This window comes from Ruegeria sp. AA6 (assembly GCF_056542865.1).
In genome coordinates this window covers 206,399-224,583 of record NZ_JBQGAN010000004.1, presented here as the reverse complement: position 1 = coordinate 224,583, position 18,185 = coordinate 206,399, and the positions used below count along the sequence as shown (strand labels likewise).

The 18,185-nt window shown below is 58.9% G+C and carries 21 protein-coding genes; all 21 read right to left on the bottom strand.

The window, feature by feature from the left end; genetic code table 11:
- The 21 genes from nuoH to ACR0LN_RS08270 all read right to left on the bottom strand — a co-directional run bounded on the left by nuoH (window position 1) and on the right by ACR0LN_RS08270 (window position 18,152).
- Window positions 1-1,038 carry an NADH-quinone oxidoreductase subunit NuoH gene (gene nuoH / locus ACR0LN_RS08370; RefSeq protein ID WP_480429013.1) on the bottom strand — a complete coding sequence of 346 codons (1,038 nt, stop codon included), beginning with the start codon at window positions 1,036-1,038 and terminating at the stop codon, window positions 1-3.
- Between the two features lie 195 nt (window positions 1,039-1,233).
- Window positions 1,234-3,255 carry an NADH-quinone oxidoreductase subunit NuoG gene (gene nuoG, locus ACR0LN_RS08365; RefSeq protein WP_480429011.1) on the bottom strand — a complete coding sequence of 674 codons (2,022 nt, stop codon included), beginning with the start codon at window positions 3,253-3,255 and terminating at the stop codon, window positions 1,234-1,236.
- Window positions 3,256-3,258: 3 nt separating this feature from the next.
- Entirely contained in the window at window positions 3,259-3,663 is a 405-nt protein-coding gene (locus tag ACR0LN_RS08360) for a DUF5333 domain-containing protein (RefSeq protein WP_480429010.1), read from the bottom strand.
- A 98-nt stretch (window positions 3,664-3,761) separates the two neighbouring features.
- Window positions 3,762-4,079 (bottom strand): hypothetical protein, encoded by a 318-nt coding sequence (locus ACR0LN_RS08355; RefSeq protein WP_480429008.1) that lies wholly within the window; start codon window positions 4,077-4,079, stop codon window positions 3,762-3,764.
- Window positions 4,080-4,156: 77 nt separating this feature from the next.
- On the bottom strand, window positions 4,157-4,573 hold the full coding sequence (locus tag ACR0LN_RS08350) for an MAPEG family protein (RefSeq protein ID WP_480429006.1): 417 nt from the start codon (window positions 4,571-4,573) through the stop codon (window positions 4,157-4,159).
- 5 nt (window positions 4,574-4,578) lie between these two features.
- Window positions 4,579-5,877 carry an NADH-quinone oxidoreductase subunit NuoF gene (gene nuoF, locus ACR0LN_RS08345; RefSeq protein WP_170400329.1) on the bottom strand — a complete coding sequence of 433 codons (1,299 nt, stop codon included), beginning with the start codon at window positions 5,875-5,877 and terminating at the stop codon, window positions 4,579-4,581.
- A 12-nt stretch (window positions 5,878-5,889) separates the two neighbouring features.
- Window positions 5,890-6,111 carry a DUF5337 domain-containing protein gene (locus tag ACR0LN_RS08340; RefSeq protein ID WP_480429071.1) on the bottom strand — a complete coding sequence of 74 codons (222 nt, stop codon included), beginning with the start codon at window positions 6,109-6,111 and terminating at the stop codon, window positions 5,890-5,892.
- Between the two features lie 33 nt (window positions 6,112-6,144).
- Window positions 6,145-7,260, bottom strand: a complete 1,116-nt coding sequence (gene nuoE / locus ACR0LN_RS08335; protein WP_480429004.1) for an NADH-quinone oxidoreductase subunit NuoE — start codon at window positions 7,258-7,260, stop codon at window positions 6,145-6,147.
- Window positions 7,260-8,483: an NADH-quinone oxidoreductase subunit D gene (locus ACR0LN_RS08330; RefSeq protein ID WP_170343780.1), complete on the bottom strand. Its 1,224-nt coding sequence runs from the start codon at window positions 8,481-8,483 to the stop codon at window positions 7,260-7,262. The genes nuoE and ACR0LN_RS08330 overlap by 1 nt, the downstream gene beginning before the upstream one ends.
- A complete protein-coding gene (locus tag ACR0LN_RS08325; protein WP_257599041.1) occupies window positions 8,483-8,605 on the bottom strand; it encodes a hypothetical protein in 123 nt (40 codons plus the stop codon). Before ACR0LN_RS08325 ends, ACR0LN_RS08330 begins: the two co-directional genes overlap by 1 nt.
- Before the next feature lies 1 nt (window position 8,606).
- Window positions 8,607-8,783: a hypothetical protein gene (locus ACR0LN_RS08320; RefSeq protein ID WP_050602773.1), complete on the bottom strand. Its 177-nt coding sequence runs from the start codon at window positions 8,781-8,783 to the stop codon at window positions 8,607-8,609.
- A 5-nt stretch (window positions 8,784-8,788) separates the two neighbouring features.
- A complete protein-coding gene (locus ACR0LN_RS08315) occupies window positions 8,789-9,388 on the bottom strand; it encodes an NADH-quinone oxidoreductase subunit C (RefSeq protein ID WP_480429002.1) in 600 nt (199 codons plus the stop codon).
- 11 nt (window positions 9,389-9,399) lie between these two features.
- The gene (locus ACR0LN_RS08310; protein ID WP_170615354.1) at window positions 9,400-9,933 is read right to left on the bottom strand and encodes a NuoB/complex I 20 kDa subunit family protein; all 534 of its coding nucleotides are present in this window, start codon (window positions 9,931-9,933) and stop codon (window positions 9,400-9,402) included.
- Window positions 9,924-10,289, bottom strand: a complete 366-nt coding sequence (locus ACR0LN_RS08305) for an NADH-quinone oxidoreductase subunit A (RefSeq protein ID WP_050602775.1) — start codon at window positions 10,287-10,289, stop codon at window positions 9,924-9,926. The genes ACR0LN_RS08310 and ACR0LN_RS08305 overlap by 10 nt, the downstream gene beginning before the upstream one ends.
- Before the next feature lie 186 nt (window positions 10,290-10,475).
- A complete protein-coding gene (locus tag ACR0LN_RS08300) occupies window positions 10,476-11,264 on the bottom strand; it encodes a crotonase/enoyl-CoA hydratase family protein (protein ID WP_480429000.1) in 789 nt (262 codons plus the stop codon).
- Between the two features lie 9 nt (window positions 11,265-11,273).
- The gene (locus ACR0LN_RS08295; RefSeq protein WP_480428998.1) at window positions 11,274-12,128 is read right to left on the bottom strand and encodes a hydroxymethylglutaryl-CoA lyase; all 855 of its coding nucleotides are present in this window, start codon (window positions 12,126-12,128) and stop codon (window positions 11,274-11,276) included.
- A 78-nt stretch (window positions 12,129-12,206) separates the two neighbouring features.
- Window positions 12,207-14,135, bottom strand: coding sequence for an acetyl/propionyl/methylcrotonyl-CoA carboxylase subunit alpha (locus ACR0LN_RS08290; protein ID WP_480428997.1), 1,929 nt, complete (start codon window positions 14,133-14,135; stop codon window positions 12,207-12,209).
- A 3-nt stretch (window positions 14,136-14,138) separates the two neighbouring features.
- Window positions 14,139-14,564, bottom strand: coding sequence for an ASCH domain-containing protein (locus ACR0LN_RS08285; protein ID WP_480428996.1), 426 nt, complete (start codon window positions 14,562-14,564; stop codon window positions 14,139-14,141).
- The gene (locus ACR0LN_RS08280) at window positions 14,564-16,168 is read right to left on the bottom strand and encodes a carboxyl transferase domain-containing protein (protein ID WP_480428995.1); all 1,605 of its coding nucleotides are present in this window, start codon (window positions 16,166-16,168) and stop codon (window positions 14,564-14,566) included. Before ACR0LN_RS08280 ends, ACR0LN_RS08285 begins: the two co-directional genes overlap by 1 nt.
- A complete protein-coding gene (locus ACR0LN_RS08275; RefSeq protein ID WP_480428994.1) occupies window positions 16,165-16,629 on the bottom strand; it encodes a lysozyme inhibitor LprI family protein in 465 nt (154 codons plus the stop codon). Before ACR0LN_RS08275 ends, ACR0LN_RS08280 begins: the two co-directional genes overlap by 4 nt.
- Window positions 16,626-18,152, bottom strand: coding sequence for an AMP-binding protein (locus ACR0LN_RS08270; protein ID WP_480428993.1), 1,527 nt, complete (start codon window positions 18,150-18,152; stop codon window positions 16,626-16,628). Before ACR0LN_RS08270 ends, ACR0LN_RS08275 begins: the two co-directional genes overlap by 4 nt.
- Window positions 18,153-18,185 lie beyond the last annotated feature (33 nt).

Genomic DNA, 18,185 nt, shown 5'->3' with positions numbered 1-18,185 from the left:
TCAGCCTCCTGCGCTCCAACGGGCGAATGCACCCCAGAACCAGTCGAATTTCGCCGCGAAAGCCACGAATACCACCCAGGCCAGCGAGAACGGCAGGAACACTTTCCAGCCCAGACGCATCAACTGGTCATAGCGGTAGCGGGGCGTGATCGCCTTGACCATCGCGAAGAGGAAGAAGAAGAACGCCATCTTGGCGACCATCCACAGTACGCCATCAGGCAGGCCAGGGATTGGCGACAGCCAGCCGCCGAAGAACAGCAGCGAAGTCAGCGCGCACATCAGGAAGATGGCGATGTATTCACCGGCCATAAACAACAGGAAGGGCGTGGCCGAGTATTCGACCTGATAACCGGCGACAAGCTCTGATTCCGCCTCGGGCAGGTCGAACGGCGGGCGGTTGGTCTCGGCAAGCGCCGAGATGAAGAACAGGAAGACCATCGGGAAATGCGGCAGCCAGTACCAGCTGAAGAAGCCGAACGAGCCATCCTGCGCGCGAACGATGTCACCGAAGTTCATAGAACCGGTCGAGATTATCACGCCGATGATGATCAGGCCGATGGAGACTTCATACGAAATCATTTGCGCGGCTGAGCGAAGAGAGCCGAGGAATGGGTACTTTGAGTTCGACGCCCAACCGCCCATAATCACGCCATAAACCTCCAATGAGGATACAGCGAAGACGTAGAGGATAGCGACGTTAATATCCGACAGGACCCAGCCATCGTTGAACGGGATCACCGCCCAGGCGATCATTGCCAGAACAAAGCTCGTCAACGGCGCGAGCATAAACACCGTGCGATCAGCACCGGCGGGGATGACCACCTCTTTGACCACATATTTCAGCGCGTCCGCCACCGATTGCAGCAGGCCATAAGCGCCTACCACGTTGGGGCCTCGACGCATCTGAACCGCAGCCCAAATCTTGCGGTCGCCATAGACGAGGAACAACAGCGAGATCATCACAAAGGCAACAACGGCAAGCACTTGCGCCAGAATGATGATGGCTATTCCGCCTGGGGTGTTAAAGAAATCAGCCATTGGTCCTCACACCGTGGGTATTCCGTTTTCCGCGCCCATTGCTAAGGCCAGTTGCCTGCGCAAAGAGTGTCTGGGTCGGCGCGTTGGTGTAAACAGCATCCGCTGCCATAGCGCCACCCTTTTTGTTGCGTTCCACACGCATTTCTCGGGCCACCGTATCGTAGGTACACATAGGCGATATGAAACAAGTCAGGTTCATTCCGCCGCGATCTTCTCGGCTTTGCGCGCCTGCGCCTGTGCCGACAGCTCAGCCATCAGTTGCGAGGCACGGGCGATCGGATTGGTCAGATAGAAATCCTTGACCGCGTTGCGGAAGGTGGCCTTGCCCAGCGGGCCGACCTCAAGCGCCTGAACCTCATTTTCGATCACTTCGTCGATGCGAGCCAAATGCGGAACCGCCTCAATCAGCGCGGTGCGAAGCTGAGCCAACGAGTCGTAAGGCAGCTTCGCACCCAGTTCCGCCGAAAGAGCACGCAGGATCGCCCAGTTTTCCTTGGCTTCACCCGGTGCAAACCCGGCGCGCATGGCCAGTTGGGGGCGACCTTCGGTGTTCACGAACAGGCCGTTTTCTTCGGTATAGGCAGCACCCGGCAGGATCACGTCTGCGCGATGTGCGCCCCGGTCACCGTGGCTGCCCTGATAGATCACGAAAGCGCCTTCGCCGATCTCAACCTCATCCGCGCCGAGGTTGTAGATGACATCAGCTGCGCTGATGGCGTCCATGCCCGCCTCATTGGTTGCATCAACGTCCATGGCACCCACGCGCGAAGCCGCTGTGTGCAGGACGATCAGACCACTTTCAGTATTGGTCGCAATGGCTTGCGCAGCGGCCAGAACAGCGGCACCATCAGCCTCTTGCAACGCGCCTTGCCCGATGATGACCAGCGAGGCCTTGCCCTTGATCTCATCATCGCCGCCCATATCGACGGCCTTTTGCAGTGCCTCGCGATCGTCACCCATGTGGTGGTACTCATATGTCAGATCCACCGCCGGGCCGACCAACGCCACCTCAGCCCCATGCGCCCAAGCTTTGCGGATGCGCGCGTTTAGGACCGGAGCTTCTTCTCGCGCATTGGTACCAATCAGCAGGATACGCTCAGCGCTGTCGATGTCCTCAATCGCGGATGTACCTGCATAGGCGCCACGGTTACCCGCTGGCAGACGTGCGCCATCGGTACGGCATTCGACGACACCACCCTGCCCTTCAATCATCTGTTTAAGCGCAAACGCAGCCTCGACCGGGGCCAGATCACCCACGATCCCGGCAGGCTTTTCAGCCCCTTTCAGTGCCTCGGCGGCTTTGGTGAGCGCCTCGGACCAAGAAGCCGGACGCAGTTTGCCGTTTTCGCGCACATACGGCTTGTCCAGACGCTGACGGCGCAGACCGTCCCAGACAAATCGGGTCTTGTCGCTGATCCACTCTTCATTCACGCCATCATGGTTGCGTGGCAGGAAACGCATCACTTCGCGCCCCTTGGTGTCCACGCGGATGTTCGAGCCCAAGGCATCCATGACATCAATACTCTCGGTCTTGGTCAACTCCCACGGGCGTGCGGTAAAGGCGTAGGGCTTCGACGTCAGCGCCCCAACCGGGCATAGGTCGATGATGTTGCCCTGCAAGTTTGAGTCCAGCGTCTGGTTCAGATACGAGGTGATCTCGGCATCCTCACCGCGACCGGTCTGCCCCATCTGAGTGATCCCGGCGACCTCGGTCGTGAAACGCACGCAGCGGGTGCAACTGATGCAGCGGGTCATCGCGGTGCCGACCAACGGCCCCAGATCCAGGTCATCCACCGCCCGCTTGGCTTCTTTGAAACGCGTACCCGACAGACCATAGGCCATCGCTTGGTCCTGAAGGTCGCATTCGCCCCCTTGGTCACAGATCGGGCAATCAAGCGGGTGGTTGATAAGCAAGAACTCCATCACGCCTTCGCGGGCCTTCTTGACCATGGGCGAGTTCGTCTTGACCACCGGAGGCTGACCTTCCGGCCCCGGACGCAGATCGCGCACCTGCATCGCGCAGGATGCCGCAGGTTTTGGAGGGCCGCCCACGACCTCTACCAGGCACATCCGGCAGTTACCGGCGATCGACAGACGTTCGTGATAGCAGAAACGCGGCACTTCGACTCCGGCCTCTTCACAGGCCTGGATCAGGGTCATTGCCCCATCGACTTCGATTTCCTGCCCGTCGATATTCACTTTGCGGAGGTCAGACATGGTCTAGTTCGCCCTCAAATACACGCCAATGGCGCTGTTTCTTTTGATTTCCTTCTGTCCGAGTGTGCAGAAGGAATTGGGGTTGTCATAGGAAACACCGTTCTGAGCCAAAAATGCCTCACCTTTGGCGCGCATCCGGTCTTTCTCGGTATCTGAATCCACGTAAGCGCGGATTTCTTTGTCCGAGTACCCCAGTTTGTTTGCTTTGGACCGAAGGTCCCACATTACACCGATCGCCTTTAGTCGCCGCCCACTGATGGACGGGCAATACTCCGAAATCTCGTTTGCGATGGCGATGTAGTAGAGTTCGTCGTCAATCTCTTTGACTTCGCGCAAGGGCGGTTTCGCGTCTGCAACTGCCGGCAAGGCAAGCACAGACAGAAGCGCAAGCATTTTCACACCAGACATGACTACTCCTTTTGTCTTGGGAAACCCAAGACGACCGGCAAACGGTGCGCTATTCAATAACACCTGCCGTTTCATGGCTTGATATGCAAACACACGCTTCATGGCCGCTGGCAGGCTCCCACAAATGTCAGTTTGTCTTCACTGATGCGCAGGTTTTGCGGCTCGGTATCTGGGCCAACCTTCCAACTGATGCTGGAAGACCCGAAGTTCTTGATACAGAATTTCGTCCCCTCATAGCGCCCGGCTTCGCGCGCGCCATCCAAAGAAGCGGACACACCGGTCACCACCACGGTGAATTCGGTCGGCATCGCCTTCTTGTCAACGGGCTTTGCCTTTGCCCGGAATCTCACACCATCAAACAGAACCTGATCTTCGGATGGTGAGACAACCCCGCAGGCCGAAACAACAGTAAGCATGGCCACAGCGCCCAAAACAGCAGCGCTTCGCTTAAGATGTTTCAGACTAAACACCTGTTGTTTCCCCCACGCCGCCATTAAAACGCCGCAACCAAAGCCATAAGGCCCATCACGACCATGCAGGCCCAGGCGATGACATACAGAACCGAGCGCATACCGGCGGCCGGTTTGCCAATACCCCGAATATGCACCACCAGCATTGCCAACCTCGCCAGCAACGCGACCGAGGCCAGCAGGTTAACCCAAAATGGGCTGGTGCCCATCAGAATGGCCGCGACCGTAACAGTCAGATAAGCAGGCAGTGTTTCGGTGCCGTTCAGGTAGGCCCGGTTCAGGCGATATGCCTTATCGGAATAGTCCTGTTCCGGTGTTGCGCCCGGTGCCAGCCCCGTGGCCTGTTTCGCGAGAGCCGCGAAAGGGGACAGAGCCAAGATTACCAGAGTGAAGATCACCACCGATGCTACCGCATGGCCGTATTCTGCAAAACCGTCCATCAGAGTTACTCCGCTGCCATCGCACCCATACGGCCCGACTTCTGAGCCTTGATGCGATCTTCGATTTCTTCACGGAAGTTGCGGATCAGACCCTGGATCGGCCAGGCCGCCGCGTCGCCAAGGGCGCAGATCGTGTGGCCTTCGACCTGTTTGGTCACATCAAACAGCATGTCGATCTCTTCCAGCTCGGCCTCGCCGCGCACCAGTCGGTCCATCACGCGCATCATCCAGCCCGTACCTTCACGGCACGGCGTGCATTGGCCGCAACTTTCGTGTTTGTAGAACTTCGACAGACGCCAGATCGCCTTGATAATGTCCGTGGACTTGTCCATCACGATCACCGCCGCCGTTCCAAGCCCCGAGCCCAGATCGTTGCGCAGATAGTCGAAATCCATGATCGCATCGCGCATGTTTTCGCCGCGCACACAAGGCACCGACGACCCACCCGGGATCACCGCCAGCAGATTGTCCCAACCACCGCGAATGCCACCGCAATGGGTCTCGATCAGGTCCTCGAATGAGATCGACATCGCCTCTTCAACGACGCAGGGGTTGTTCACATGGCCCGAGATCGCAAACAGCTTAGTGCCTGCGTTGTTCTGACGGCCAAAGCCCGCGAACCAATCCGCGCCACGACGCAGGATGGTGGGCACAACAGCAATGGATTCCACGTTGTTCACCGTGGTCGGGCAGCCATAAAGCCCCGCGCCCGCCGGGAACGGAGGTTTCATCCGCGGCATGCCCTTCTTGCCCTCAAGGCTTTCGATCAGGGCGGTTTCCTCGCCGCAGATATAGGCGCCCGCACCGTGATGCAGGAACAAATCGAAATCCCATCCCGAACCGGCCGCGTTCTTGCCCAGCAGGCCCGCATCATAGGCTTCGTCAATCGCCGCCTGCAGCGCCTCACGCTCGCGGATGTATTCGCCGCGCAGGTAGATATAGCAGGTATGCGCATTCATTGCGAAGGACGCGATCAGGCAGCCCTCGATCAGTGTATGCGGGTCATGGCGCATGATTTCGCGATCTTTGCAGGTGCCGGGCTCGGATTCGTCCGCGTTCACCACCAGATAGGCAGGACGCCCGTCGCTTTCCTTGGGCATGAACGACCATTTCAGACCGGTCGGAAAGCCCGCCCCGCCGCGACCACGAAGGCCCGAGTCCTTCATCGTCTGAATGATCCAGTCACGCCCCTTTTCAATCAGGCCAGCAGTGCCGTCCCAATGCCCCCGGGCCTGCGCGCCTTTTAGCGTGCGTTCATGCATCCCGTAGATGTTGGTAAAGATCCGGTCCTGATCCTTCAGCATCGCGTGTTACCTTCAGTTGTCCTGACGCATGCGCCAGAGTTGAAAAATGTTGACGCCTGCATAGATGAAACCTGCCAGAGCGGCGAAATCAAAAAGCAGCGCATAACGCCCCGGCAAACCCAGCGCGGGGCCGATGAACATTGTCATGGCAAGCCAAAACACCATCGTCACGGCGATGACGATGCCAATATGTCGGCCCTTGCGGGCTATGGCCTGTTCCTTGTCCTTGTCCATCTCACCTAGAATGCCCCGGATGGGCACAATCATTTAGTCTTCGTAAGTGCCGTCTTCTTTGGCACGTTTGGCGAATTCGGTTTCTTCACCCGCCGCAAGCTTGGCCGCCTGTTCGATCCAGCCATCGCGTTCGATGCGGCCCTTGAACTTCAGCCGTGCATCTACCCACGCCACCTGTTCGGGCGTCCAGGCTGCGATCTGGTCATAGTGGTAGAAACCAAGCCCGTTCAGCGTCTCTTCCAGTTTCGGACCGACACCTTTGAGCAGCTTGAGGTCATCCGCTTTGCCCCCACGTGCTGCGATCAGGGTTTCCGGCTGGTCTTCCTTAACTTCACCGGCATTCTTTGCTTTTGCCTCTGCCGCCTGCTGCACGGCAGGCTTCGCTACTGCAGGTGCCTTCGGAGGTTTAGGTGCTGCTTTGGTCGCCGCCGCCTTGCCATCTTTACCCAACCATGGGGTTAGGATCGGCACCTCAGTGCCGTCGATGCGCTTGACCGTGTCGCTTAGATCGGTCGCCAACTCGACACTGGCATTGTACTGAGGTTTACCCGCTTCATATTCAGTCAGGCTGCTGAGGCCTTTCAGCGGTTCAGCCGCATAACGCCCGTTCTGCGGGCCCGGCGTCGGCACCTTGCCTGCCGCCAGATCGTCAACGATCTTGCCAAAGCTTTCGGCGGTCAGATCTTCGTAATAATCCTTGCCGATCTGTGCCATCGGTGCGTTGGTGCAGGACCCGAGGCATTCAACCTCTTCCCAGCTTAGCTTGCCATCGGCGGACAGCTCATGCGGTTTGGCCGCGATCTTTTCCTTGCAAACCGCAATCAAGTCCTCGGCGCCACAAATCATGCAGGATGTGGTGCCACAGACCTGAACATGCGCCACCGAGCCAACCGGCTGCAACTGGAACATGAAGTAGAACGAAGCCACCTCAAGCACGCGGATATAGGCCATGCCCAGCATGTCGGCCACGGATTCAATCGCAGGACGGCTCAGCCAGCCCTCTTGTTCCTGCGCCCGCCATAGCAGCGGGATGACCGCGCTGGCCTGACGGCCCTCGGGGTATTTGGTGATCTGCGCTTCGGCCCATTGCTGGTTGGCAGCGGTAAAGGCAAAGCTATCGGGTTGTTCGGGGTGAAGACGGCGGAGCATTAGCGGTCAATTTCTCCAAATACGACGTCCATGGTTCCGATGATGGCGGCAACGTCGGCCAGTTGGTGGCCTTTGGCGACGTGGTCCATGGCTTGCAGGTGCAGGAAGCCCGGCGCGCGCAGTTTGGCGCGGTAGGGTTTGTTGGTGCCGTCGGCGACCAGATAGACGCCGAACTCGCCCTTGGGGGCTTCGACGGCGGCATAAACCTCGCCTGCCGGGACGTGGAAGCCTTCGGTGTACAGTTTGAAGTGATGGATCAGGCTTTCCATCGAGGTCTTCATATCCGAGCGTTTCGGCGGAGTGATCTTGCCACGGGCCAGAACGTCACCGGGGCAGTCGCGGATTTTGGCGATGGCCTGACGGATGATCAGCAACGACTGGCGCATCTCTTCCATCCGCACCAGATAGCGGTCGTAGCAGTCGCCATTCTTGCCGACGGGAATCTGGAATTCGAACTCGTCATAGCATTCATAGGGCTGCGCGCGGCGCAGGTCCCAAGCCAGCCCCGATCCGCGCACCATCACGCCCGAGAAGCCGTATTTCTGAATGTCATCTTCGGTCACGACACCAATATCGGCGTTGCGCTGTTTGAAGATGCGGTTTTCGGTCAGCAGGCCGTCAATATCATCCAGAACGGCGGGGAATTCGTGGCTCCACGCCTCGATATCGTCCAGCAATTCGGGCGGCAGGTCCTGATGCACACCACCGGGACGGAAATAGGCAGCGTGCAGGCGGGCACCACAAGCGCGCTCATAGAACACCATCAGCTTTTCACGCTCTTCAAAGCCCCAAAGCGGCGGGGTCAGCGCACCCACGTCCATCGCCTGCGTGGTCACGTTCAGCAGGTGGTTCAGGATGCGCCCAATCTCGGAATACAGAACCCGGATCAGAGAGCCCCTGCGCGGCACTTCCACACCGGTCAGTTTTTCGATGGCCAAACACCAGGCATGCTCCTGGTTCATCGGCGCCACGTAATCCAGACGGTCGAAATACGGCAGGTTTTGCAGATACGTCCGGCTTTCCATCAGCTTTTCGGTACCACGGTGCAGCAGGCCGATATGCGGGTCGCAGCGCTCGACGATCTCACCGTCCAGCTCAAGCACAAGACGCAAAACCCCGTGCGCCGCAGGGTGTTGCGGGCCGAAGTTGATGTTGAAGTTGCGGATCTTCTGTTCTCCGCTCAGCGCGTCCGTGCTGCCGTCATCGTATCTTGAGCCGTCCATCAACGCCCTCGTTTCTTCTTCGCTTCGGCCCGAACCCGGACCTTTTCGGCCTCAGCCGCCTTGGCTGCGGCCCCTGCAAGCAAGACGCCCAAAGCGCCCAAAATGATAAGTTCGCCCATCATGTCAGCGTCGCTCCATCTCTTGCAGCTTCATCGCCATCATCCACAGAAGGACAATCACGACCGGAGAGATGATGCATGCAAACGCCCAGTTCTTGTTGATCCCGAAATGCGGCAGCAGCTTGAGCATCGGTACGACCGTTGCAACTACCAGTACAATCCAGATCAGGAACTCAAACATGATGGCTACTCCTGTTTTTCATCCCCTGGCAGAATGTAGTTGGCACCTTCCCACGGGGACATGAAATCGAATTGCCGGTATTCCTGCACCAGGCTGACCGGCTCATAGACCACGCGCTTCTGCGCCTCGTCATACCGGACCTCAGTATAACCTGTAGTCGGGAAATCCTTGCGCAGCGGATAACCACGGAAGCCATAGTCGGTCAGGATGCGCCGCAAGTCCGGGTGGCCCGAGAACAGGATGCCGAACATGTCAAACACCTCACGCTCGAACCAATTGGCCGAGGGGTGAACGTCAACGATCGAGGGCACCATGTCTTCTTCGCGGATCGAGACCCGCAGGCGGATGCGCTGATTCTGGTACATCGACAGGAAGTGATAAACCACGTCGAACCGCTTGGCCCGTTCGGGGTAGTCCACGCCGGTAATATCCACCAGAGTCGAAAACTTGCAGTTCTGATCGGATTTCAGAAATTCGACGAATTCAACAAGGTTCGACGGGGCGACATCGACGTTTAGCTCATCATGGGTTACGTCCCAAGACAGAACGCAATCAGCCCGCTTCAGTTCCAGCTGCGCGCCAAGTTCTTTGAGTGCTTCGCTCATCAGCTCTCTCCTCAGCGTACGATGGTGCCGGTGCGGCGGATTTTGCGTTGCAGCTGCATCAAACCGTACAGCAGAGCCTCAGCGGTCGGAGGGCAGCCGGGCACGTAGATATCCACGGGAACGATGCGGTCACAGCCGCGCACGACGGAATAGGAATAGTGGTAATAGCCACCGCCATTCGCACAGGAGCCCATCGAGATCACATAACGCGGCTCGGGCATCTGGTCGTAAACCTTGCGCAGCGCGGGGGCCATCTTGTTGGTCAGCGTGCCCGCCACGATCATCACGTCCGACTGACGTGGGGAGGCGCGCGGCGCAATGCCAAACCGTTCCGCGTCGTAACGCGGCATCGAGGTGTGCATCATTTCAACTGCGCAGCAGGCCAGACCAAAGGTCATCCAGTGCAGCGAACCGGTACGCGCCCAGTTGATGATGTCCTCGGACGAGGTCAGCAGAAAGCCTTTGTCCTGAAGCTCGGCATTCAGGGCCTGGGTGGCGACTTCCTTATCGACGCCAGCGGTGTTTGCGCCCGTCATCACTCCCATTCCAAGGCCCCTTTCTTCCATTCATAGGCAAAGCCGATGGTCAGAACGCCCAGAAACACCATCATGGACCAGAAGCCCACATCGCTGATGTCTTTGAAGCCGACGGCCCATGGGAACAGGAATGCTATTTCCAGGTCGAAGATGATGAAGAGAATCGAGACCAGATAGAATCGGACGTCGAATTTCATTCGCGCATCGTCAAAGGCGTTGAAGCCACATTCATATGCGCTGACCTTTTCGGGGTCGGGATTGCGAACTGCCAGAACCACAGCCGCTAGAATCAGGACGATTCCAAGGCCTACAGCAACGGCCAGAAACACCAAGATCGGGAGATATTCCCGCAACAGGTCTTCCACGAATAGCTCCTTTCCTGCGCAACCCTATCCCGGGGCGCCGTCAATTGGCGTGTTGACTGGACATTCTCTATCCGCGCAGGGTCAGAGGGTCAACCGAACACAAACGCGCAGGAACTTAATATTCCACTTGCCTATGCCCGTGGAAAACTAAGAGTTTTAGCGAATCCTCTGTTGATGTGTTGTGCGCTAAACCTGAGTATTCCAGGCAGGTTTTCGTTTGCCGAAAAAGGCGCTGATCCCTTCACGCGCTTCCTCGGTTTCCCACCGCTCCACCAGCGCTCGGATCGTCCGGTCGATTACCGCGTCATCGATGGTCGGCCCCAGTGCCTGAACCAACCCCTTGGCCGAGGCCACGGCCCCCGGCGCACAAGACAAGTAGGGTACAACTTCTGCCTCGACCGCCTCGGTAAGATCTGCAGCCGGAACAGTCTTAGCAAGCAACCCAAGCTCAACGGCTTCGGCGGCCTCGAACACGCGCGCCGACATGAAAACGCGCCGCGCTCGGGCTTCGCCCATCCGCGCGATGACATAGGGGCCAATAGTCGCCGGGATCAAACCCAGTTTGGTTTCGGTCAGTGCCATCTTTATACCGTCTGCACCAATCGCAACATCACAGACGGCTGCGAGACCTACACCGCCGCCAAATGCGTTGCCCTGCAGAGCACCGATCAGCGGCTTTGTCATCGTGTTCAACGCCTGCAACATTTCAGCCAGTTTGCGCGCCTCGGAAAACCGTGTTTCAGGGTCGGCGGCCATCTGGTCTTGCATCCATCCCAAATCGCCACCGGCGCAGAAACTCTTACCCGCGCCGGTCAGCACGACTACACGCACGGATTTGTCCGCACCTAGTTGATGGGCCGCTTGTGTCAGTTCAGAGATCATTTGGGCCGACATCGCGTTGTGCTTTTCGGCGCGCTCTAATGTCAGCGTGACCACACCGCGCACATCGGCGTTGACCGAAATCGTTTCAAACATACCGCCCCCTCAAGTTGACCGCATGGAACGCGCCATCTGCGCTGCCTCGTCCAAAACCGCATGATCCAAACCGGTCTCATAGCCCAACCGTCCCAAATGGGCCGCGACGGCTTCGGTCGCGACATTCCCCGCCGCTCCGGGCGCGTAGGGACAGCCACCCAAGCCACCAACAGCTGTATCGAAATTGCGCACGCCCAGCGCCAACGCCGCGTCGATATTGTCGATGGCCCGCCCATTGGTGTCGTGAAAATGCCCCGCCAGCCTGGTCACAGGAACGCGTTCACGAACAGCCAGTAGTATATGTGCAATGGTATCCGGCGTGCCCTGCCCAACCGTGTCGCCCAGAGACACCTCGTAGCAGCCTAGCGCGAACAACCGGTCGGCGACTTCGGCGACCTTCTCGGGTGCGGTCGGGCCGTCATAGGGGCAATCGGTCACGCACGAGACGTAGCCACGCACCGGTAGATCTATATGCCGAGCGGCCTCAAGGATCGGAGTGAACCGTTCAATGGATTCGGCAATCGTGGCGTTGATATTGGCCTTTGAAAACCCTTCTGAGGCCGAAGCAAACACCGCGATCTCGTCCGCCTTGGCCGCCAGGGCATCGTCGTAACCGCGCATATTCGGTGTGAGCGCGGCATAGCGCACCCCGTCGACCCGGTTGATACCGGCCAACACTTCTGCGCTGCCTGACATCTGTGGAACCCATTTGGGCGAAACGAAGCTGGCCACCTCGATCCGGTTGAACCCGGCACGGCTAAGGCAATCGACCAATGCCACTTTCTCGGACACCGGAATTTCGCGCTGTTCGTTCTGCAAGCCGTCCCGCGGCCCCACCTCGAAGATCTCAACCCGATCACCCATACTCGTGCTCCTCCCGGCATAGCCTTGTTTTCTTAACGGATGACCTGACTGTGCCACGCAATGCACCGCGCGGATAGATCACTCCTCCTCCAACCGAACCAGAGCAGCCCCAGCCTCGACCTGTGCGCCGTCTTCGACCAACACTTCGGCGACAACGCCATCGCGGGCTGCAAGCAAAGAGTGCTCCATCTTCATCGCCTCCAGAATGGCCAGCCGGTCTCCCTCTTGTACGGTCTGACCCACCTGAGCGAAAACGGCTTTCACCAGTCCGGGCATCGGGGCGTCGATCACATTGGTATCCCCGGTCGCGCTGGCATCGCGATCCAAAGGATCAATAATGTCAAATGCCAGGCCGTAGCTTTCGAACACAGTAATCCGCGCACCCGCAATAATAACGCGCGGCATCGCGGCCCCGTCGATAGACCAACCCTCAGCGGCTCGTTCTGCAATGATGGTTTCCTCACCGATCTGCCATATCTGACGATTCGGGCCTTCAACCTGCACGTCCAGATCACAGACCTCACCGGCTTTTAACTGGACAGCTCGATGCAGCGGTGCCCACAGGGAAAACCCTGTGTCGCCGCTGGTTTCAACCAGCCCCAGCGCGGTCATGGCAGCAGCCACACAGTCTGTTGAGGACACAGGAGCCACCTGCGTCAGCCTCTCAAGATCCCGCCCGATCAGCCCGGTATCCACATCGCCCACCGCAAAGCCCTGATGCCGCGTAAGCGCCCCAAGAAACGCAAGGTTGGTAACGGTGCCCGCAACCTCAGTCCGCTTCAGCGCTCGGTGCAACTGTTCCAGCGCAACTGCGCGAGTGGGTCCATGTACGATGACCTTGGCTATCATCGGATCATACCATGGGCTGATCGTATCGCCCGCGCGCACGCCACTGTCGGCGCGACAAGAGGATGGAAACTGCAAATGCGTCAGGGTGCCTGTGGCGGGTAGAAAACCCTTGGGAACGTCTTCGGCATACAGCCGGGCCTCGAACGCGTGGCCTGTGATAGACAGGTCGTCTTGCTTTTTCGGCAGTGGCTCACCCGAGGCGACCCGCAATTGCCATTCAACCAGATCAACACCGGTGATTGCTTCGGTCACCGGATGTTCAACCTGCAACCGAGTGTTCATCTCCATGAACCAGAACCGATCCGACCGCAACCCCTCTGAAGCATCGACAATGAACTCGACGGTTCCCGCGCCCTTGTAGCCGATGGCCTCGGCCGCGCGGACGCCCGCCTGCCCCATGGCCTCGCGCATCTCGGGCGTCATGTCGGGGGCCGGAGCCTCTTCGATCACCTTCTGGTGACGCCGCTGCAATGAGCAATCTCGTTCAAACAGATGCACCGCGTGAGTGCCGTCGCCGAATACCTGAACCTCGATATGGCGGGGCTTTGCGACGAATTTCTCGACCAGTACGGCGTCATTGCCAAAGGCGGTGCGGGCCTCACCACGGGCACTGTCCAACGCGGCTGAGAAATCTTCGGGCTTTTCGACCAGGCGCATACCCTTTCCGCCGCCGCCCGCGACGGCCTTGATCAGAACAGGGTAGCCGATGGTGTCAGCAGCCCCGGCCAGATGCTCTGGGTCCTGATTGTCGCCATGATAGCCGGGCACGACGGGCACACCCGCCTGCTCCATCACTACCTTGGCCGCATCCTTGAGTCCCATCTGGCGGATCGCATCTGCCGACGGGCCGATAAAGGTCAGGTCGGCTGCCTCGACCGCATCCACAAAATCGGGGTTTTCGGACAGAAAGCCATAGCCGGGATGGATCGCCTGAGCGCCGGTGTCCAAAGCGGCCTGAATGATCACATCGCCTTTCAGGTAACTCTCTGCTGGGGCCGCCCCGCCGATATGCACGGCCTGATCCGCCATCTGCACATGCTTGGCTGTAGCATCGGCATCCGAATAAACCGCAACACAGGCCACACCCATCTTCTGCGCCGATTCAATCACACGACAGGCAATCTCACCCCGGTTGGCAATCAGGATTTTGTTGAACATGTCTTACACCTCAACCGCCAGAACTTCGACCAATCGAAACCGTTCGCACACCAGCTCCATCTCAGGATCAAAACCGCCGTTTCGCTCAAAATATCGGCGATGATCGTTGCGCCATTCTTCCAGCGTTTCATTCTCGCCTTCAGCAAGCGCAAAATCTTCGGTCATGTCGCAAAATCGACAGGTCGAGACCTCAACCGTTTCGGTTATCAAAGCTGGACGACCATCCCATTCCAATGCGATGTCTCGCCGCCCGACAACGGGCATCTCAGGGCTGCCTTCTGGATAGTCCCGCAGCGCACCACAAGTTGCCGTTTTCTTGCCTGATCGGACCAAATCCAACAATTCCGCGCTCATCTCGAAGCTATCACCAAATTTGAAGGTTTGCGCATCGGGGTAACGGGCCAATACATCTTGGATTGTCACGCTCATCACATCCTGAACACGCCGAAACGTGTCTCCTCAATCGGGGCGTTCAGAGCTGCACTTAGCGACAAGGACAGCACGTCACGGCTTTTGCGTGGGTCGATTATGCCGTCATCCCACAACCGCGCCGAAGCATAAAGCGGATGCGATTGCTCTTCGAACATCTCCAACGTGGGGCGTTTGAACTCGGCCTCTTCCTCGGCAGACCAAGTGCCGCCCTGCCGCTCGATTCCGTCGCGTTTCACGGTGGCCAGAACGCCCGCCGCCTGCTCGCCACCCATCACCGAAATCCGCGAGTTCGGCCAGGTCCACAGGAACCTTGGCTGATAGGCCCGGCCTGCCATGCCGTAATTTCCCGCCCCAAACGACCCGCCGACCAGCATTGTGATTTTTGGTACCGAAGTCGTCGCGACCGCTGTAACCATCTTGGCCCCATGACGGGCGATGCCTTCGTTTTCGTATTTACGGCCCACCATGAACCCGGTGATGTTTTGCAAAAAGACCAATGGGATGCGGCGCTGAGAACACAGCTCAACAAAATGCGCGCCCTTCTGGGCGGCCTCGGAAAACAGCACGCCGTTGTTGGCAATGATCCCGACCGGGCAGCCTTTGACATGGGCGAAACCAGTCACCAGAGTTTCACCAAAGCGTGGCTTGAATTCGTCGAACCGAGAACCGTCGACCAATCGCGCGATGACCTCTCGGATGTCATAGGGTGTGCGCAGATCGGCAGGGACCACGCCGAGAATTTCCTCGGGATCATATGCCGGGTCTTCGGGATTGGCCCAATCGACCGTTTGCGGTTTGCGCAGGTTCAGCGACCCCACCGCCCGGCGCGCCAAGGCCAGCGCGTGGGCGTCATCCTCGGCCAGATAATCCGCCACGCCAGACAGGCGCGTGTGAACGTCGCCGCCGCCCAAATCCTCGGCCGTGACAATCTCACCCGTCGCGGCTTTGACCAGAGGCGGCCCGGCAAGAAAGATCGTGCCCTGCTCTTTCACGATTATGGTCACATCCGACATCGCAGGCACATAGGCCCCGCCCGCCGTGCACGAGCCCATCACCACAGCAATCTGAGGGACGCCCTTCGCGCTCATCCGCGCCTGATTATAGAAGATACGGCCAAAGTGGTCGCGGTCGGGGAAGACCTCATCCTGATTGGGCAGGTTCGCGCCGCCGCTATCGACCAGATAGATGCAGGGCAAATGGTTTTCCTCGGCAATCTCCTGCGCGCGGAGGTGTTTTTTAACGGTCATCGGATAATAGGTGCCGCCCTTCACGGTGGCGTCGTTGCAGACCACCATAACCTCCTGCCCCTGTACCCGGCCAATGCCCGCGATCACCCCGGCACAGGGCGCGGCGTCGCCATACATCCCGTGCGCCGCCGTCGCGCCTATTTCCAGAAACGGAGACCCCGGGTCCAGCAGGTTCGCCACCCGACGACGCGGCAGCATCTTGCCCCGCGATTCATGCCGCGCGCGGGATTTCTCACCCCCACCCATCCGAGCGGCTTCGGCAGCTACGGAGATTTGGGCAAGTGCGTCGAGATGAGCCGCGCGGTTTGACTTGAAGCCCTCGGAGGCGGGCATGGCTTTGGATGTGAGTTTCATTCCATCTTTCCCAAGTCGCGCAACTCGACGGCGCGTTCAGCGGTTTCTGTCAGCATGCAATTTGCGGCAACGATCGTTCGTATCGTCCCACCGGACCAGATGCTGTACGCCAACGCGCACTCTGCGTCCCGAAAACTGATCCAGGCTCGCTGTGCGTTTTGTAATTTATCCGACAGTGCCGGGTTTTGTTCAGCGAGTTCGGTGCGGCGAAGCTGATATTGCTCATTCAGAAAGCCGTCCCAAACTTGGGTTTCAGCCTGAATGCACTGGGCTATTCCAATGGTTGTATCGTTCCCTGGTGCAGTTTGGCAGGCGCCCGCAGCTTTCCCCAGACACGCCGAAAGGCCGCCGCCTGACTGAGCTTGCGTGAAACACCATTGAATATACGCCTGATCCACCCAAGGATTTTGGGCAGACACAAATGACGGAAACAGCATTGCTGCAATAGCCAGCCGCATCATTGAACCAACTCCCTTGCCGCCCGCGCCTTCAATTCCTTACGGATCACCTTACCTGTTACCGTCATTGGGAGATCCTCCAGAAAGGACACCTCACGCGGATAGGAGTAATGCGCCAGACGGTCCTTGACCCAATCCTGCAACTCACGCTCCGCCGCCTCAGCCCCCGGTTTCAATACCACATAGGCCTTCACGATCTCGGTTCGAAGTGGGTCAGGCTTGCCGACTACACCGACCGTCGCCACCGATGGGTGGGTCAGCAGGCAATCCTCGATCTCGGCTGGACCAATGCGGTATCCGGCTGAGGTGATCACGTCATCATCGCGACCGACAAAACGCAGATAATCACCCTCCCACACGCCGCGGTCGCCAGTGATCAGCCAATCGCCGCGGAACTTTTCAGCGGTCGCCTCGGGGCGGTTCCAGTATTCCAGCAGCATCGAGGCCGAACCGCGCCGGATGGCGACGTCGCCCTCCTCGCTGATCGGGTTGCCGCTTTCGTCGATCACCGCGACCTCATGCCCAGGAACCGGTTTCCCGATGCAACCGGGCTGCACCGGAAAATCCTCGGCGCAGGAGGACACGACCATGTTGCATTCGGTCTGGCCGTAGAATTCGTTGATCGTCAAGCCAAACGCCTTTTGCCCCCAGGCCAGCATTTCGGCCCCCAATGGCTCACCCCCCGACGCGACCGAGCGCAGTCCGGGAATCACCTGATCTACCGCCTTCAGCATCCGCAGAGCCGTAGGCGGGAAGAACACGTTCCGCACTCCGCCCCGTGCGATTACATCGGCACAGGCCTCTGGCGTGAATTTCTCCAACCGCGCTGCAACCACCGGGATGCCCAGCGCCAGCCCTGGCATCAGCACATCGAACAGCCCGCCGATCCACGCCCAGTCAGCGGGGGTCCAAAGGCAGTCGCCCTCGCGCAGGTGGTTATGACTGATCGAAACACCGGGCAGATGGCCGGTCAGAACCCGGTGCCCATGCAGCGCCCCTTTTGGGCTTCCGGTAGTGCCCGAGGTGTAGATCAACACCGCCGGGTCTTCTGGCCCGGTGTCGGCGAAAGGCAGCGGATCATCCGACGGCGCGATCTGATCAGCCAACACCGGCTGGGCAAGATCCCCTAACAACGTTGCGCCTTCAGCATCGGTCAGCACCAGCTGCGTACCCGCATCCCCTGCGCGTGAGGCCAAAGCGTCCCGCTTGAATAGTTTGAACAGTGGTACCGAGATTGCTCCGAGCTTCCAAATCGCCAGATGCGCCGCCGCGCACCAGGGTGATTGGCTCAATAGCACACCCACGCGATCCCCAGTTTGCACCTTTGGCTGCAGCGCACGCGCGATGCCGTCCGTCATACGCGTCAACTGACCAAATGTGACGGTCTCGCTCCGCTCATTAGTCAGGTCAAAGATGGCGACGCTATCGGTAGGATGCGCAAGGCACTGCTGCGCCATGTTGAGCCTGTTCGGAATCGCCCAGCCTCCGTCTTTCTGCATACCCGGTATGCGCCTATCGGGACACATGGTGATAACCCCTTGTTTTCATGAATCTATCCG

Excerpts from the sequence above, each read along its gene's own strand:
- nuoH (WP_480429013.1), bottom strand. The coding sequence starts at position 1,038 with ATGGCTGATTTCTTTAACACCCCAGGCGGAATAGCCATCATCATTCTG.
- nuoG (WP_480429011.1), bottom strand. The coding sequence starts at position 3,255 with ATGTCTGACCTCCGCAAAGTGAATATCGACGGGCAGGAAATCGAAGTC.
- ACR0LN_RS08360 (WP_480429010.1), bottom strand. The coding sequence starts at position 3,663 with ATGTCTGGTGTGAAAATGCTTGCGCTTCTGTCTGTGCTTGCCTTGCCG.
- ACR0LN_RS08355 (WP_480429008.1), bottom strand. The coding sequence starts at position 4,079 with ATGCTTACTGTTGTTTCGGCCTGCGGGGTTGTCTCACCATCCGAAGAT.
- ACR0LN_RS08350 (WP_480429006.1), bottom strand. The coding sequence starts at position 4,573 with ATGGACGGTTTTGCAGAATACGGCCATGCGGTAGCATCGGTGGTGATC.
- nuoF (WP_170400329.1), bottom strand. The coding sequence starts at position 5,877 with ATGCTGAAGGATCAGGACCGGATCTTTACCAACATCTACGGGATGCAT.
- ACR0LN_RS08340 (WP_480429071.1), bottom strand. The coding sequence starts at position 6,111 with ATGGACAAGGACAAGGAACAGGCCATAGCCCGCAAGGGCCGACATATT.
- nuoE (WP_480429004.1), bottom strand. The coding sequence starts at position 7,260 with ATGCTCCGCCGTCTTCACCCCGAACAACCCGATAGCTTTGCCTTTACC.
- ACR0LN_RS08330 (WP_170343780.1), bottom strand. The coding sequence starts at position 8,483 with ATGGACGGCTCAAGATACGATGACGGCAGCACGGACGCGCTGAGCGGA.
- ACR0LN_RS08325 (WP_257599041.1), bottom strand. The coding sequence starts at position 8,605 with ATGATGGGCGAACTTATCATTTTGGGCGCTTTGGGCGTCTTGCTTGCA.
- ACR0LN_RS08320 (WP_050602773.1), bottom strand. The coding sequence starts at position 8,783 with ATGTTTGAGTTCCTGATCTGGATTGTACTGGTAGTTGCAACGGTCGTA.
- ACR0LN_RS08315 (WP_480429002.1), bottom strand. The coding sequence starts at position 9,388 with ATGAGCGAAGCACTCAAAGAACTTGGCGCGCAGCTGGAACTGAAGCGG.
- ACR0LN_RS08310 (WP_170615354.1), bottom strand. The coding sequence starts at position 9,933 with ATGGGAGTGATGACGGGCGCAAACACCGCTGGCGTCGATAAGGAAGTC.
- ACR0LN_RS08300 (WP_480429000.1), bottom strand. The coding sequence starts at position 11,264 with ATGTTTGAAACGATTTCGGTCAACGCCGATGTGCGCGGTGTGGTCACG.
- ACR0LN_RS08295 (WP_480428998.1), bottom strand. The coding sequence starts at position 12,128 with ATGGGTGATCGGGTTGAGATCTTCGAGGTGGGGCCGCGGGACGGCTTG.
- ACR0LN_RS08290 (WP_480428997.1), bottom strand. The coding sequence starts at position 14,135 with ATGTTCAACAAAATCCTGATTGCCAACCGGGGTGAGATTGCCTGTCGT.
- ACR0LN_RS08285 (WP_480428996.1), bottom strand. The coding sequence starts at position 14,564 with ATGAGCGTGACAATCCAAGATGTATTGGCCCGTTACCCCGATGCGCAA.
- ACR0LN_RS08280 (WP_480428995.1), bottom strand. The coding sequence starts at position 16,168 with ATGAAACTCACATCCAAAGCCATGCCCGCCTCCGAGGGCTTCAAGTCA.
- ACR0LN_RS08275 (WP_480428994.1), bottom strand. The coding sequence starts at position 16,629 with ATGATGCGGCTGGCTATTGCAGCAATGCTGTTTCCGTCATTTGTGTCT.
- ACR0LN_RS08270 (WP_480428993.1), bottom strand. The coding sequence starts at position 18,152 with ATGTGTCCCGATAGGCGCATACCGGGTATGCAGAAAGACGGAGGCTGG.